This is a genomic window from Sulfuricurvum sp. MLSB (assembly GCF_000747095.1).
GTDB lineage: Bacteria > Campylobacterota > Campylobacteria > Campylobacterales > Sulfurimonadaceae > Sulfuricurvum.
In genome coordinates this window covers 39402-54909 of the sequence record NZ_JQGL01000015.1, presented here as the reverse complement: position 1 = coordinate 54909, position 15508 = coordinate 39402, and the positions used below count along the sequence as shown (strand labels likewise).

Below are 15508 nucleotides of genomic sequence, written 5' to 3'. Positions count from 1 at the left end.
CGTTAAATTTCCAAATTAAGTGAGATAACAATGATGGATGAAAGCAGAAGAGGGTTTATCGGAAAAGCCTTTGGTGCCGTCGCCGCTGTTGGAGGGATCGCATCGCTTATCGCGATGAAAAAGACATGGGATCCGCTTCCAAGCGTCATGTCTGCCGGTTTCACGACGGTTGACGTGTCAGGGCTAGAAGCCAATAAGCTTGAAGTCGTTGTATGGCGGGGTAAACCGGTGTTTGTCCTTAAATACACCGAAGATATGAAACCGACCGACGGACGCAGTGTCAAAATCGGCGACCACTATTTTTCAGTGATGATCGGGTTGTGTACCCACCTTGGCTGTATTCCGGCGTACCGCGCCGATCAGCATGATTTCAAATGCGCCTGTCACGGGGGCGAGTTTACCGATGCGGGTATTAACAAATTCGGACCTCCTCCGCGGCCGCTTGATATTCCTCCGTTCAAACTTGACGGCGTAACGCTTGTACTCGGCGAAGAAGGTCCCGAATACAAAGCCATGATGGCAGCGAAAGCGTAAGGGGGGGACAATGGCAGAATTTAAAAAAGCAGACTCAATGCTCGAGTGGTTTGACCAGCGTTTAGGTGTCGTCAACTTTGCCAAAGTGATGATGACGGAATATTGGATTCCTAAAAATATCAACTTTTTGTGGGCGATGGGCGTATTGCTGAGCGTATTGTTCACCTTTTTGGTCGTATCGGGAATTTTCCTGTTGATGTACTACAAACCGGACGTCAATATGGCGTTTGACAGCGTCAACTACACGATAATGCAGGAAGTCGCCTACGGCTGGCTTTTCAGACACATCCATGCGGTCGGCGCATCGGTTGTCTTTTTGGTGATTTATATCCACATGTTTACCGGCATCTACTACGGCTCGTACAAAAAAGGGCGTGAGATGATCTGGATTTCAGGGATGCTTTTGTTTGTCCTTTTCTCAGCCGAAGGATTCAGCGGATACATGCTTCCGTGGGGACAAATGTCGTATTGGGCGGCGTACGTTATTACCGAGATCTTCGGCGGTATTCCGGTGATCGGGGACGAACTCGTTGTCTGGATTCGCGGTAACTTCTACGTTTCCGATGCAACCTTGACCCGTTTCTTTATGCTTCACGTATTGCTGATCCCTTTGTTGATCATCGGTGCGATCGTGTTGCACTTCTATGCGTTGCGCTTCCCGCACGTCAATAACGAAGCGGGCGAATTCTTCGATTTCGACGAAGAAGCGGAAAAATACAAAGCAGGTGACAAAAAAGGGTCCAAAGTCGTCCCTTTCTGGCCGGTATTTTTGTCCAAAGACTTTTTTGTCCTCGGATTCTTTATGCTGTTCTTCTTTTATCTGGTGTTCTTCCATTACGGTTTTGCGATGGATGCGATCAACTTTGACAAAGCGGACGGCCTCAAAACGCCCGCCCACATCTACCCTGAGTGGTATTTCCTGTGGAGTTATGAGGTATTGCGCGGTTTCTTCTTTGAGATCGGCGGCATTTCAGGTAAAGATCTCGGTCTGATCGCATTCGGTATCGCGAACGCCGTTTTCTTTTTCATGCCGTGGCTTGACCGTTCACCGATGGTGAAGCCGGCGAATCAGCGCCCGTATTTCAAATACTGGTTCTGGTTTATGATGGTCGATTTGATCGTCTTGACCGTGTATGGTAAATTGCCTCCGACCGGTGCGAACGCATGGGTCGGTTTTGCATCGTCTTTGACATTTTTGACTTTGTTCGCGGCGTTGCCGTTCATTACCAAAGCAGAAGCTAAAAAAGTAGGGGGCAAATAATGAAAGAGTTTAAAATCTTAGCCGTCATTGTTGCTCTTGTCGGCATTACCTATTACGGGATTGAACCGTATGCACACCATGTGATGCATCCCGAAGTTGCTCCGGCGGACTTTACGTTCAAAGACCTTAAAAACGTCGATACGTCTTTGGTCGGGAACGTCGAAAACGGTAAAGTGCTTGTAGAAGCCAACTGTATCGCGTGTCACTCGATTGAATCGGTAGGGCATCCGCAAGTTATGCCGAATGCCGATGCGGCCGCCAGTTACGGCGTCGTTCCGCCGGATTTGAGCGGTGCGGGATGGATTTACGATAAAAACTATCTGGCGAATTTTATTTATGATCCTGTGAGCGCGATGAAGCTCCAGCATAAATTTACTCCCGAGAGCGGGAAAGCGTTCCCGATGCCTTCGTATAACTGGATGAGCGCTCAGGAGATCATGGACATCGTGGCGTATCTGCAATCGGTCGCTCCAACGGCGAAATCGGGAACCGAATCGCATAAAAAGACGTTTGAAGCTGCGTGCGGACGATGTCACTCGATGGCGTATGCGGGACTCGAATCGACTACCCCTATCGATACGATCAAGACCTATATGGGCGCGACTCCGCCGGATTTGTCTCAGTACATCAAAAGCCGCGGAGAACACTATCTGTATAGCTTCATAAATGATCCTCAGGTACTTTTGCCGGGAACGGCAATGCCTCGCACCGGTCTGAATAAAAAAGCTCAGGAAGAGGTTATCGCGTACATGGAAGAGATCGGCGACCGCAAAAAAGCGGAGCGTGAATCACTCGGAATCTGGGTAATGATTTATACGCTGATTTTCGCAATCCTTGCCTATTTGTGGAAACGCAAAATCTGGTCCGAAGTACACTAAGGAGTAATGGATGAAAATGATCAAAATGATGGCTCTTGGCGCACTCCTCGCGGGTGCCGCAATGGCCAATGAAACTTTGGTATTAAATATGGGCAAGATGGAAAACGGTTTGAACAATGTTCAAAAAGGGTTTCTGTACAATACGCCCGCATTGATCAAAGAAGGGGTAAAAGAGATTCATAACGCAAACGCTCTTTTCCACAACAGTGAAGCAACCAAAAAATATCTTCCGAAAGAAAAGCAGCATATGAGCAATATCGCCTTCAATGCAGCGAAACGGATTGATAAAGCATCATCGGAAATGCTTGCCGCATTGGATAAAAAACAATTTTCAAAAGCCAGCCAGTCTTATTCTGAAATCGTGAACGCATGTACTGCGTGCCACGCAGTCGTTCGCGGCTGGTAAACAATAAAACCCCTTAACGGGGTTTCCCCTCTAATTTCCTCAATAAATAAAACTCCAAACAACATTTCGCTACACTCCCGCCAGATTGCTTAGGTTGATGTCAGAAGGATAAATTTGTTAGTAGATAGTTATGGCAGAACGGTCGATTATTTGCGGGTTTCGGTGACGGAACGATGCAATTTCCGATGTCAGTACTGTATGCCTGAAAAGCCGTTTTCATGGGTACCGAAAGAGAATCTTCTCAGTTTTGAGGAGCTGTTTCAATTCATCAAAGTAGCGATTGACGAAGGGGTCAAAAAAATCCGTATCACGGGCGGCGAACCGCTGCTGCGCGAAGACCTCGACAAATTTATCAAGATGATCAAAGACTACGAAAACGATATCGATCTGGCGATGACGACCAATGCGTTTTTGCTCAAAGGGGCCGCGCAGAAACTGTATGACGCCGGGCTTCGCCGCATCAATGTCTCGATTGACTCTCTCAAACCCGAGATAGCCGAAACGATTGCCAAAAAAGACGTCCTGAAGCAGGTTCTTGAGGGCGTTGAAGAAGCATTGAAAGTAGGGATGAAAGTCAAAGTGAACATGGTTCCGATGAAGGGGCTGAACGACGGCGAAATCCTCGATGTTCTTGAATACTGCAAAGCACGCAAGATGACGGTTCGTTTCATCGAATACATGGAAAACGTCCATGCCGAAGTGAACATCAAAGGGATGCAAAGCCCGGAGCTTCTGTCGATCATCGCAAGCCGTTATTCCTATGAGGACGAAGGATTCGACGGCCACTCCCCGTCTCATTATTACAAGCTCGAAGACGGATACGAATTCGGGATCATCGAACCGCACAAAGACGATTTCTGCACCAAATGCAACCGTATCCGCCTGACCGCCGAGGGGAATCTGATCCCCTGCCTCTATTTCGACGAGGCGATGTCGATCCGCGACGCGGTTCGGCGCGGCGATATCAAGGAAGCGGCGCTGGTGCTTAAAGAGGTCATCCGCACCAAGCCCGAGAAAAACCGCTGGAGCGAAGGGGATGCCGAAGCCTCAAGCCGCGCTTTCTACGAAACGGGAGGTTAAAAATGTTGTATTTAGTCGAACATTTTTACTCCGTTCAGGGGGAAGGAAAATACACGGGCCATCCGTCGCTCTTTTTCCGCTTCGGCGGCTGCAACCTGACGTGCGAGGGATTCGGGTGTACCGAGATCGCCCCCTGCGGCAGCGAAATCACCGGATGCGATACCGTGTACGCGGTCAACCGCAAGGCTTTCGGCGAGATGTGGCAGGAGATCGAGGAGCTTCAGACGCTGATTTGGATTATGAACGGCTACCGTCTGCCCCCTCACGTCGACGTCGTCCTTACCGGCGGTGAACCGCTCATCTACGTGAACGAACCGGTCTTTGCCGAATTCATCGAGTATCTGGTATCGCAGGGACACCGGGTGACGTTTGAAACAAACGGGACGATAGCCCCCGATTTCCGCCGCTTTCCTTTTTACAAAGAGGCGGCCTACGCCCTTTCGGTCAAACTTTCCAACAGCGGTGAACCGTTGGAAAAGCGGGTCAAAGAGGATGCGATCGCATCGATCGTCGCAAACGCCAAAGAGAGTTTTTTCAAATTTACCGTCGATGAACCGTCGCTTCTTGGCGATATCGAAGCCGAAATCGACACCATTATCGCCTCGTATCCCTATACGCCTGTCTATTGCATGCCTCTAGGCGGGGACAAGGCTCACATCGAGGCCAACTGCGAAGCGGTCATCGAGTTTTGCAAACGGCGCGGTTTTATCTACTCCGACCGTCTCCATATCCGTATCTGGGATCAGAATCACGGGGTATAATACGTAACATACTTGAAGTCACATTTTGTGACCTCAAAAGGCTTTATTTATGATTATCCGTAAACTATTTAAATTTGAAAACGCCCATGTCGTTCGGGGATGTTCGACGCAGCGGTGCCGCGCGTCGATCCACGGCCATTCGTATAAAGTCGAAGTACTGTTCGAATCCAAATACCTCGACCGAGGGCAGATGGTGTACGATTTCGGGTTGATGAAGCAGGGGATGAAAGAGCTTATTGACAGCTTCGACCATGCGGTTGCGATCTGGGATGCGGATAACCGCGAATACATCGATGCGATGAAAGCTCACTCCGAACGCTGGGTCGAGCTTCCCGTCTCGCCCTCATGCGAACAGTTCGCACGCGTCATTTTTTTGATGATCGACCGATTGCTGGGATGCACCCATATGATCAACGGGGAAAAAGGGGTGAAACTGCACAGCATCATCGTCCATGAAACCGATACGGGGTACGCTCAGGCTTTTGAGGAAGACGCCTATTCGGAGTGGATGGGAACGATTCCCTTGGATGCCATCCGTTTCAGCCAAGAGGTGCGCGAGGGGTGGAGCGATCCGCAGTTATGGGAGAGAATCCTGAGCGGGGACATTTTTCTCAACCCCGATACGGTTTAAAACGTCGTTAGCGATCCTTTTGATTCGGTCGTGAAGCACCATCGCGTCGGGATGATTTTGATCTCGGCCCCTTTTTCAAATCCTTCCACACAAGCATCGACCATCATGTAGCTGTTGGCGCGTGAAAGCGGCAGCACCATTCCGGGTCCGAATTTCGGACTGGGGGTAAAGGTCGAGCCGTCAAACCATCCCGGTATCAGTGATTTGCGTCCTTTTTTCATTTTGAACGGCTCGGCCATACGGGCCGTGATGGTCGAGAGGTATTTGTCCTTTCGGCCGCTGAGCGCAAGTATGGCGCTTTGGCCGAAAAGCTCGAAACACAGTGCCGCAGCGAGGGGATTTCCCGGAAGGTTCAAAACGACGGTTTCTCCGATTCGGCCGAAGGTCGTCGGTTTGCCCGGTTTGATGTCGACCGATTCAAAAGCGCACTCAAATCCGAGAGAAGAGAACGCTTCTTTCGTGAAGTCGGCGTCTCCGACGCTCACCCCCCCCGAGGTGATGATAAAATCGGCGTTCAGGGCGCTGCGGATATGGTCTTGAATCGAATCAAGGGTGTCTTCGGCGGTTCCGGTAAAGATTACGTCGCATCCCAGCTCGCGGGAGCGCGTCGAAAAGGTCGGGGTATTGGTATTGTAAAGCTGGTTGGCTCCCAGACGTTCGTAATGCATTTTCAGTTCGTTTCCCGACGAAAAAAGGGCGACTCTGGGGCGGCGGTAGAGGCGAACATGGGTAATCCCCTGCGAGGCGAGCAGTGCGATATGATGGGCGTGAAACTGCGTCCCCTCTTCCAGCAGCGTCATGCCGGTTTCGATGTCTTCCCCTTTGAGACGGATATGTTGGGAAGGGCGGATGGAGGAGGGCAATGTGATCGAATCTCCCGATACGACGACTTCTTCAATCGGAACGACGGCTTCGCATCCTTGGGGGATTTTGGCTCCCGTCATGATTCGGATGCATTGGTCCTCGACCATGCGGATCTCTTCTTGGTCACCCGCAAAAACGGTGCAGGATTGGGGGAGGGTTTTGCCCGCGTCTTCCACCCGTACGGCGTAGCCGTCCATGGCCGAGTTGTCGAATGAGGGGAGCGGATAGGCGGCGGTGACCTTTTGGGCCAAAACACGGTGTACCGCATTCTCGATCGGCTCGATTTCGCTTCCCAGCGCTTTGGACAGGGCGTAAATTTTTTCCAGTGCCTCTTCTACGCTGATTGCCATTTCGTCTCCTTGGGATTTTTGTGCATGAATGCATCAAACGTTCGAGAAAATAATGGATCATTATAGGCAATTTAAGGTAAAATCCCCTTTATGGAAGCTATGTATGCAACGGGATTGAACATCCATTATTTCGGCGTTATTGTCCTGATGGGAGTCGTTTTCTTCAATATCGTTATGCTGGCACTTTCGCAGCATGTTATCCGCTATGCCAAACGGATGCGTATCGTGATGCCGATCTCGGCGTCATTGATAGCGCTTATCCTCTTTACGGGAGCGGTGATGATGGCGGCCAAGCATCTGGCGTTCAGTGGCTCCAATGTAGCGATGATCGTCATTGCCGTAATTATGATTATTCTGGAAGCCAAGCGCTATAAAACCCTCAAGCGGCGGACCGATATCGCGCAGGAAGGTTCATTCGCACAGTACAAAGCCAAGGCGTTCCGATTTTTGGGGATTGAAATGGCGCTGCTCGCATCAATGAGCGTCTGGATGATCGTCGTATGAAGTTTTTGCTTCATGCCGATGCCGGCGCCGATGAACTGAGTATTTCGGGGGATGATTACAAATACCTGATTAAAGTCCGCCGTCATAAAGCCGGCGATCTGATCGCATTGCGTTCCAAAGAGAACCTTCAGGACGAATGTCTCTACCGGTTGGAGAAAACCGACGGTCGAAATGCCTATTTTCATCTTGAGAACCGCCGCAATGCCCCGTGCGAAGCGGGTAAGAAACTGCATATCGGATGGTGTCTGATCGATCCGAAGACCATCGACAAAACGCTTCCGATGCTGACCGAGCTGGGCGTAAGCAAGATTACGTTTATCCATTGCCGCCGTTCCCAACGCAATTTTCGCCTTGATTTTGAACGCATGATGCGCCTCATGGAGAGTTCGATCATGCAATGCGGACGGACGTCGGTCATCGAATTGGCCGAATCGCAGAGCCTGAGCGCTTTTTTAAGCGATCATCCCGATGCGGCGGTACTTGATTTCGGAGGGGATGCTCTGGGATGCGGCGGACCGATCAACACGGTTGTGGTCGGATGCGAAGGGGGATTTGACGAAAGCGAGCGGAAACTTTTCAAGAACGTCAAATCGTTTTCGCTTCCGACCGTTCTGCGTTCCGAAACGGCTGCCGTCGCCGTAGCGGCCGCGTTATTGTAAAAAAAGATTTTTTCCGTTATAATTCGCCTCCAAATCATCCGCCCCAGTACGGATGTAAAACTATACCGGCCGACGTACAACGCCGTCGTCCATCAAGGCAAAACAATGAAAAAAGATCTTCACCCTAACGTGGTAGCGTGCACGGTTACTTGCGCATGCGGCAACTCATTTACAACAACAAGCATCAAAGAAGCGGTTCGCGTCGATATCTGCAGCGAATGCCACCCTTTCTTCACCGGTTCTGAGCGTCAAGTAGACACTGCCGGACGTATCGATAAATTCAAAAAACGTTACCAACTTAGCTAAGTTTGTAGCGAAAGGGGGACGCGATGCTCTCATTGGTCCCCACTCCTATCGGCAATATTGCCGATATCTCCCTTCGTACATTAGAGACTCTCTCCAAAGCGGATGTTTTACTGTGCGAAGACACCCGTGTTACCAAAAAACTTCTCCATTTACTCAAAGAACGGCACGGATTGAGCACATCCGAGCCGGAGTTTATCAGTCTCCACTCCCATAACGAAGCCGATTTCGTCGCCGCTCTCTCTCCCGATTTTTTTGACCGAAACGTCGTTTACGTAAGCGACGCGGGTATGCCCGGTTTTAGCGATCCTGGCCAGATGCTGGTACGCTATTGCATCGATCGCGAGATCGATTACGATGTTCTTCCCGGGGCCAATGCGGCACTGACGGCATTCGTCGCAAGCGGATTTGTCGAAACCAAAATGCTTTTTTTCGGGTTCCTGCCGCACAAAGGAAACGACCGTACTTCGGCGCTGCAGGAAGCGTTGTTCAACGGCTACACGACGGTGCTCTACGAAGCGCCGACCCGTCTGGACAAACTACTGAGCGAAATCGCCGCGGCCGCACCGGAGCGAAAAGTGTTTCTGGCCAAAGAGATCACCAAAAAATTTCAGCATTTTTATCGCGGCACTGCGGAGGAACTGATCGCGCGCCTCGGTGGCGATATCCGCGGCGAATGGGTTGTCGTGATCGAAGCCTCCGAAGGAAGAGGCTCCTCGTTGTCCGAATCCGATATTCTGGCTCTGGACATCCCCAAAAAAGCCGCTTCCAAACTGATCGCCCGCATTACGGGCGAAAATCCCAAAGAGTGCTACACCCGCCTCTTGAAATCTTAGGATATAATACTTTATGCTTATATATGGAAAACAACCGGTTCAATATGCGATAGAGCGGCATCGTGACCGCATCAAAACACTTTACGTGGCCAAAGAGCTCGATAAAAAAGAGTATTCCCACCTCATGAAAATGGGATTTGAGGTCAAACGGATTCCTCCCAATGCCGCACAGTCAATGGTCAAAGGGGGCAATCATCAAGGCTACATCGCCGAGATTTCCGCCGTGGTACCCTATGCCTCCCCGTTTTTGAAGCGGTGCGATTTCGTGGTGGTACTTAGTTCCATCACGGACGTTGGAAACATCGGCGGACTGGTCCGCAGTGCGTACGCGTTGGGAGTCGATGCCCTAGTTATCTGCGGAATCCGGGAGCCGAATCTGGAGCCGATCATCCGCACGAGCAGCGGAGCGGCCCTTGATCTGCCGCTGGTGATCGTGAACAACGTCCATGACGTGATGCACGAGCTGAAGCAGTCGGGCTTCAGTCTTTATGGCGCGATGATGGAAGGGACGGATGTTCGCGAGATGCGTTTTGAGCCCAAGCGGGCATTGATTCTGGGAAGCGAGGGCGAAGGTCTGAGCGGCAGAGTCCAAAAAGGGCTTGACCACGGTGTTTCCATACGGATGGCGCACGATTTTGATTCGTTGAATGTCGGCGTGGCCGGCGCAATTTTGATGGAGAGGATGCGATGAGTAAATATCAAACGTTCGAAGACTTACAGGCGCTTGGATCGGAAAAAATCCATGAAAAAACCCACATATCTCGGGATAAACTGGAACTGCTTCTTGCAAAATCCTACGACAAGATCGGTCGGGTGCAGTTTATGGGGTTTCTTTCTATCCTGGAACGCGAGTATGATATCAATCTGAACGACACGCGTGAAGAATACGACATGTATCGGGATAAGCATGCGGACTTGATAATTCCGAAAAAATCGGTGATTCTGCAAGCACCGTCAAATGCGAAAGAAAAATGGGTTGTTGCCGCCGCCGCCGCGATCGCAATACTGCTCGGAGGAGGATATGTTCTTCAGAGCTTTCTTTCGAATGCGCCGCGCGAAGACGTTATGAAATTGAGTTCGCTGGCAGTAGAGGCCATCAAAGAGCCGGCAGAGGCTAATGTGAGTGCCGAAACCAATGTAACGTCTGAGACGAATCAAACGGTAGCGGGTACCGAACTGAACACGACCAAACCTACGCTTGCAGGGGCACAGCCGCTGAACAGCACTACAATTTTGCCAAAGTACAAAGTATGGGTCGGCATGATTGATATGAGTACCGGTACCAAAACCCAGAAAATTACGGGTGAGCCCATTGTGATCGATACGAGCAAAAACTGGCTTGTCGTACTGGGACACGGCATGGTCGAGATTAACTCAAAGAGCGGACAGCAGCTTTTAAAAGAAAAAAACACGGTTCATTTGAGCATTGAAAACGGCTCGATCCGGCTGATAAGCCAAAGCGAGTTTCTCGAACGCAACGGCGGTAAAAACTGGTAATTTCAAAGGATTAAGGCATGAGAGGACTGGGAATAATCGTCTTGGTACCGCTGCTGGCCTTTGCCCTGCAACCTAACCGTATCAAAACCGTAATCGCATTTCACGGCGAGCCGATGGTTGCTTTAAAAACGGTTCAAAACGGTTTTAATACGGTCGGCTATAAGCTTGATATCCACACTTTTTCGGTCCAAAACCGCCACGGCGAGATAACCGGGGAAGCGGTAGGGCTTCGGGCGTTCAATCTGGCGGCATTCAGTGAAAACCTTGCGGATGAAGGGGTAGAAGCCGTTAACGACGGTTCGACCAAGGGAGTACTCAAGCTAAGCGTCAATGCCCAAAAAGGGGTTTGGAACGTCCCGATGATCGGCACCGAAGAGGGAACACAGCTGGAACGTACGCAGGCTCCTCAGTGGTTTCGGATCGAAACCCCTCAGGTCATTCACATAGAAGCCCCGTACGTCGGCCAATGGTATCCCGATATCGCGGTACTCGATGGGGCGATGAACGTGCTTTATTCGTTTCGTTCCGTATCACCCCAAGAATCCTATAAACTGCTGCTCCCCGAAGGCGCCTATTATCTGAAAGTCTCAAATCTCTGGGGGATGAAAGCGCTTAGAGAAGGGATGTGGGTTGAGTCCAAATCTCCCGGACGCTAAGAGAAAAATTATAGATAAACTAAGCCTCTTATGTTAAAATGGCGCAATTTTTTAGTCATAGGTTGTACCCATGTTTGATGAAATCCAATTTGACCGGATTAAACGCCTTCCCAAATATGTATTTGCCGAAGTAAACGAGCTTAAAATGGCGCGTCGTCGTGCCGGATGCGACGTTATCGATTTCAGTATGGGAAATCCGGACGGTGATACCCCCGAGCATATCCGTAAAAAATTGGTTGAATCGGCAGAAAAAACCAAAACACACGGTTATTCGGTTTCCAAAGGGATTCCAAAACTCCGTCAAGCGATTTGCGATTGGTACAAACGCCGTTATGACGTTGATCTTGATCCTGATACCGAAGCGGTTGCTACAATGGGTTCCAAAGAGGGATACGCGCATTTGGCCTATGCGATCACCAATCCGGGTGACGTCGTCGTTGTTCCCGATCCTACCTATCCGATTCACTCCTACGGCTTTATTCTGGCCGGCGGAAATGTTCAAAAAATGGAACTGCCGTTTGATGAAGATTACAAAGTGGACGAAGATCTGTTTTTCGAGCGGCTTGAACACGCATTCCACGTATCGTTTCCAAAGCCTAAATATCTTGTCGTCAACTTCCCGCACAATCCGACGACCGCGACCGTAACGCCCGAGTTTTATACCCGTGTCGTTGAGATGGCAAAGCGTGAACGTTTCTATATCATCAGCGATATTGCGTACGGCGATTTGACGTTCGGCGGCTACAAAACTCCTTCAATCCTCTCGGTCCCGGGGGCAAAAGATGTTGCGGTCGAGGCATTTACCCTCTCGAAAAGTTATAACATGGCGGGATGGCGTGTCGGTTTCTTTGTCGGAAACGCCAAACTGATCGGCGCACTTCAAAAGATCAAAAGCTGGCTGGACTACGGGATGTTTACCCCGATCCAAGTCGCTGCTACCGTGGCACTTACCGGAGATCAAGCGTGCGTTCAGGAGATCACCGATAAATACGATCATCGTCAAAATGTTTTGATCGAAGCATTTAACCGTGCGGGATGGCCGGTACGCCGTAATCAGGCTTCGATGTTTGTCTGGGCCAAAATTCCTGAATGCGCTATTCACCTGGGAAGCCTTGAATTCTCAAAACGCCTGCTTGTCGAAGCGAACGTTGCGGTTGCGCCGGGAATCGGATTCGGCGATTACGGCGACGAGTACGTGCGCATCGCGTTGATCGAGAACGACCAGCGTATCCGTCAGGCAGCCAAAAACATCAAACATTTTTTGAGCACTATGAGCGGTAAGGTTCCCGAGTGACACGTGTCGGCGTTATCGGTGTCGGCACGGTAGGACGTGCCGTCGTACAGATCCTCGAAGAGAACCGTTCGATTATCACCGCCCGTTCGGGGGATGATATTGTCGTCAAAAGCGGTGTCGCCCGTAACCTTGCCAAAGCGGCGGATCTTCCGATCACCCTTTCGCAAAACCCGTACGACATCATCGATGATCCCGAAATCGATATCGTCGTCGAATTGATGGGAGGGGTGGAACTTCCCCTCGAAGTGCTTAAAAAAGCGCTTCAAAACAAAAAAGCGGTTGTTACGGCTAACAAAGCGCTTCTGGCATACCACCGATACGAACTCCAGGAGATCGCTGGGGATATCCCGTTTGAATTCGAAGCCAGCGTTGCCGGGGGAATCCCTATTATCAACGCGCTTCGCGACGGACTTTCGGCCAATCATATCCTCTCGATCATGGGGATCATGAACGGCACGTGCAATTTTATGCTGACCAAAATGATGCACGAAGGGGCGGCGTTTGAGACGGTATTGGCCGAAGCTCAGGCTCTTGGGTATGCCGAAGCCGATCCGACGTTCGATATCGGCGGATTCGATGCCGCGCACAAGCTGCTGATTTTAGCATCGATCGCCTACGGAATCGACGCCAAGCCCGAAGAGATTCTGATTGAAGGGATCGAAGGGATAACGCAAGCCGATATCGCTTTTGCCAAAGAGTTCGGTTACACCATCAAGTTGCTCGGCATCGCCAAGCGCGACGGTAACGAGGTGGAACTTCGGGTGCATGCGGCATTGGTCGGCGAAGAGGCGATGATTGCCAAGATCGACGGAGTCATGAACGGTATCAGTGTCGTCGGAGACCGCGTCGGCGAAACGCTGTACTACGGACCGGGGGCCGGAGGCAATGCAACCGCAAGCGCCGTTGTCGCCAACATCATCGATATTGTCCGTTCCGGCAAACGTTCTCCGATGCTCGGATTCAACCATCCGCTTGAGGAAGGGTTGAAACTCAAGCCCTCGGATGCGATCCGCTCCAAGTACTATTTGCGCTTGAGAGTTTCGGACAAACCGGGAATCTTGGCCAAAATCACCCAGCTGTTCGCCGACCATGCCATTTCGATCGAAGCGGTGATTCAGCGCCCGAGCGAAACCGAATGCGCCCATCTTCTTTTCGCTACCCATGAAGCGACGGAACGCTCGATTCGTCAAATGATGCTTCAGCTCCAAGACCTCGATTCGGTTTTGGAAACCCCGTTTATGATACGGATCGTATAAAAGAGGCACCTTCGCCTCTCCTTCATTTCTACCTTAATAAAAATTTAACATACAATGCTGTATCATACGCGTCCACTTTGCACACTCGGACACACAGGTTGAATGTTTCTCACTGTGTTTGACGCAGTTAGAAGTATTGGTGTGATGACTATCCACCTACGAGGGCAAGTGACCTAAATGAACGGAGCCTACCGATGAAAGTACGTTCTTCAGTGAAGAAAATGTGCGACGATTGCAAAATCATCAAGCGCAAAGGGGTAGTTCGCGTAATCTGCAAAACCCCAAAACATAAACAGAGACAAGGATAAGCATGGCACGTATTGCTGGTGTAGACTTACCTAAGAAAAAACGTATCGAGTACGGTCTAACCTATATCTATGGTATCGGTTTGCACACATCTCGTAAAATTTTGGACGCTTCAGGGATCGATTACAATAAACGTGTATTCGAACTTTCTGAAGACGAAGCGGCAACGATCGCTAAAGAGATTCGCAGCAGCGGCATCGCTGTAGAAGGGGATCTTCGTAAAGAAGTTGCAATGGACATCAAAGCGTTGATGGATCTTGGTTCATACCGTGGTCTTCGTCACCGTAAAGGTCTTCCATGCCGTGGTCAGAAAACTAAAACCAATGCACGCACACGCAAAGGTAAAAAGAAAACTGTCGGCTCGGCCACAAAGTAAGGGATTAGAGTATGGCAAAAAGAAAAGCAACCCGTAAAAAAATCGTTAAAAAGAATATTGCCAAAGGTATCGTGCATATCCTGGCTTCATTCAACAATACTCTCGTAACCGTTACGGACGAGATGGGTAACATGATCGCATGGAGTTCGGCCGGAAGCCTTGGTTTCAAAGGTTCTAAAAAGTCAACTCCGTTTGCTGCGCAACAAGCAGTAGAAGCGGCGATGGAAAAAGCAATGGTCCACGGAATTAAAGAAGTGGGAATCAAAGTTCAAGGACCGGGTTCTGGTCGTGAAACAGCAGTTAAAAGTGTTGGAGCTATCGAGGGTGTACGCGTTTCATTCATGAAAGACGTTACTCCGCTACCACACAATGGATGTCGTGCGCCTAAGCGCCGACGCGTGTAAGGAGGTTTGTAATGGCAAGATATAGAGGACCCGTAGAAAAAATCGAAAGAAGATTCGGAGTAAGCCTTGGTCTAAAAGGTGAGCGCCGTCTAGCAGGTAAAAGTGCCCTTGACAAACGTCCGTACGGACCTGGCCAACACGGTCAGCGCCGCACTAAAATTTCTGAATACGGCACACAGCTTCGTGAGAAGCAAAAAGCCAAATTTATGTACGGATTGAGCGAAAAACAAATGCGTTCATTGTTCGCCGAAGCGAAACGCCGTACAGGTAACACCGGTACAAACCTGGTTGTTTTGCTTGAGCAGCGTCTTGATAACGTTGTTTACCGCATGGGCTTCGCAACGACTCGTCGTTTTGCGCGCCAATTGGTAAACCACGGTCACATCATGGTTGACGGCAAACGTGTTGACATTCCGTCATACCGCGTTAAACCGGGCCAGAAAATTGAAATTGCCGAGCGTAGCAAAAAGAACAATCAAATTGTTCGTGCGGTTGAACTTACCAACCAAACCGGTCTTGCTCCGTGGGTTGATATCGACCAGGATAAAGTATTCGGTATTTTTACACGTCTCCCAGAGCGTGAAGAAGTTGTTATCCCTGTTGAGGAACGTCTAATCGTCGAGCTTTACTCGAAATAATCATTAAAGAAAGG

General features: G+C 50.1%; 21 protein-coding genes. 20 read left to right on the top strand and 1 reads right to left on the bottom strand.

The genetic code is table 11. The annotated features are described in order from the left end of the window. Window positions 1-30: 30 nt before the first annotated feature. The 7 genes from JU82_RS01850 (at window position 31) to JU82_RS01820 (ending at window position 5551) form a co-directional block, all read left to right on the top strand. Window positions 31-534: a Rieske 2Fe-2S domain-containing protein gene (locus JU82_RS01850; protein WP_037945862.1), complete on the top strand. Its 504-nt coding sequence runs from the start codon at window positions 31-33 to the stop codon at window positions 532-534. A gap of 10 nt (window positions 535-544) precedes the next feature. Further along, window positions 545-1795: a cytochrome bc complex cytochrome b subunit gene (locus JU82_RS01845; RefSeq protein ID WP_037945859.1), complete on the top strand. Its 1251-nt coding sequence runs from the start codon at window positions 545-547 to the stop codon at window positions 1793-1795. Next, a complete protein-coding gene (locus JU82_RS01840; protein ID WP_037945857.1) occupies window positions 1795-2673 on the top strand; it encodes a c-type cytochrome in 879 nt (292 codons plus the stop codon). The genes JU82_RS01845 and JU82_RS01840 overlap by 1 nt, the downstream gene beginning before the upstream one ends. A gap of 10 nt (window positions 2674-2683) precedes the next feature. Further along, the gene (locus tag JU82_RS01835) at window positions 2684-3079 is read left to right on the top strand and encodes a hypothetical protein (protein ID WP_037945854.1); all 396 of its coding nucleotides are present in this window, start codon (window positions 2684-2686) and stop codon (window positions 3077-3079) included. Between the two features lie 114 nt (window positions 3080-3193). Continuing rightward, window positions 3194-4159, top strand: coding sequence for a GTP 3',8-cyclase MoaA (gene moaA, locus JU82_RS01830; RefSeq protein WP_037945852.1), 966 nt, complete (start codon window positions 3194-3196; stop codon window positions 4157-4159). A gap of 2 nt (window positions 4160-4161) precedes the next feature. After that, window positions 4162-4920, top strand: a complete 759-nt coding sequence (locus tag JU82_RS01825; protein ID WP_037945850.1) for a 7-carboxy-7-deazaguanine synthase QueE — start codon at window positions 4162-4164, stop codon at window positions 4918-4920. Between the two features lie 49 nt (window positions 4921-4969). Beyond that, window positions 4970-5551: a 6-carboxytetrahydropterin synthase gene (locus tag JU82_RS01820; RefSeq protein ID WP_037945848.1), complete on the top strand. Its 582-nt coding sequence runs from the start codon at window positions 4970-4972 to the stop codon at window positions 5549-5551. On the opposite strand, the gene glp is transcribed toward JU82_RS01820, so the two are convergent. Next, window positions 5548-6765 carry a gephyrin-like molybdotransferase Glp gene (gene glp, locus JU82_RS01815; protein WP_037945846.1) on the bottom strand — a complete coding sequence of 406 codons (1218 nt, stop codon included), beginning with the start codon at window positions 6763-6765 and terminating at the stop codon, window positions 5548-5550. The two genes, JU82_RS01820 and glp, sit on opposite strands and share 4 nt — an antisense overlap. A 90-nt stretch (window positions 6766-6855) precedes the next feature. Here glp and JU82_RS01810 point away from each other — a divergent pair, with 90 nt between their 5' ends. From JU82_RS01810 to rpsD, 13 genes are all read left to right on the top strand, one after another. Then, the gene (locus JU82_RS01810) at window positions 6856-7269 is read left to right on the top strand and encodes a hypothetical protein (RefSeq protein ID WP_037945844.1); all 414 of its coding nucleotides are present in this window, start codon (window positions 6856-6858) and stop codon (window positions 7267-7269) included. Beyond that, complete coding sequence (locus JU82_RS01805; RefSeq protein WP_037945842.1) at window positions 7266-7928, top strand: RsmE family RNA methyltransferase; 663 nt, start codon at window positions 7266-7268, stop codon at window positions 7926-7928. Before JU82_RS01810 ends, JU82_RS01805 begins: the two co-directional genes overlap by 4 nt. Window positions 7929-8033: 105 nt before the next feature. Then, entirely contained in the window at window positions 8034-8234 is a 201-nt protein-coding gene (gene rpmE / locus JU82_RS01800; protein ID WP_037945840.1) for a 50S ribosomal protein L31, read from the top strand. Window positions 8235-8257: 23 nt separating this feature from the next. Beyond that, window positions 8258-9067: a 16S rRNA (cytidine(1402)-2'-O)-methyltransferase gene (gene rsmI, locus JU82_RS01795; RefSeq protein ID WP_037945833.1), complete on the top strand. Its 810-nt coding sequence runs from the start codon at window positions 8258-8260 to the stop codon at window positions 9065-9067. 13 nt (window positions 9068-9080) lie between these two features. Further along, entirely contained in the window at window positions 9081-9758 is a 678-nt protein-coding gene (locus tag JU82_RS01790) for an RNA methyltransferase (protein ID WP_037945831.1), read from the top strand. Then, the gene (locus JU82_RS01785; protein ID WP_037945829.1) at window positions 9755-10564 is read left to right on the top strand and encodes a hypothetical protein; all 810 of its coding nucleotides are present in this window, start codon (window positions 9755-9757) and stop codon (window positions 10562-10564) included. The genes JU82_RS01790 and JU82_RS01785 overlap by 4 nt, the downstream gene beginning before the upstream one ends. A 17-nt stretch (window positions 10565-10581) precedes the next feature. Next, window positions 10582-11220, top strand: coding sequence for a hypothetical protein (locus JU82_RS01780; RefSeq protein ID WP_037945828.1), 639 nt, complete (start codon window positions 10582-10584; stop codon window positions 11218-11220). A gap of 70 nt (window positions 11221-11290) precedes the next feature. Beyond that, complete coding sequence (locus JU82_RS01775; protein ID WP_037945826.1) at window positions 11291-12514, top strand: LL-diaminopimelate aminotransferase; 1224 nt, start codon at window positions 11291-11293, stop codon at window positions 12512-12514. Beyond that, window positions 12511-13770: a homoserine dehydrogenase gene (locus JU82_RS01770; protein ID WP_037945824.1), complete on the top strand. Its 1260-nt coding sequence runs from the start codon at window positions 12511-12513 to the stop codon at window positions 13768-13770. Before JU82_RS01775 ends, JU82_RS01770 begins: the two co-directional genes overlap by 4 nt. A 194-nt stretch (window positions 13771-13964) precedes the next feature. Beyond that, a complete protein-coding gene (rpmJ, locus tag JU82_RS11575) occupies window positions 13965-14078 on the top strand; it encodes a 50S ribosomal protein L36 (RefSeq protein WP_015654591.1) in 114 nt (37 codons plus the stop codon). Between the two features lie 2 nt (window positions 14079-14080). Next, complete coding sequence (gene rpsM, locus JU82_RS01765) at window positions 14081-14452, top strand: 30S ribosomal protein S13 (RefSeq protein ID WP_037945822.1); 372 nt, start codon at window positions 14081-14083, stop codon at window positions 14450-14452. Window positions 14453-14463: 11 nt separating this feature from the next. Then, window positions 14464-14856, top strand: coding sequence for a 30S ribosomal protein S11 (gene rpsK / locus JU82_RS01760; protein WP_037945820.1), 393 nt, complete (start codon window positions 14464-14466; stop codon window positions 14854-14856). Window positions 14857-14867: 11 nt separating this feature from the next. Beyond that, a complete protein-coding gene (rpsD, locus tag JU82_RS01755) occupies window positions 14868-15494 on the top strand; it encodes a 30S ribosomal protein S4 (RefSeq protein WP_037945818.1) in 627 nt (208 codons plus the stop codon). The last annotated feature ends 14 nt before the right edge of the window (window positions 15495-15508 follow it).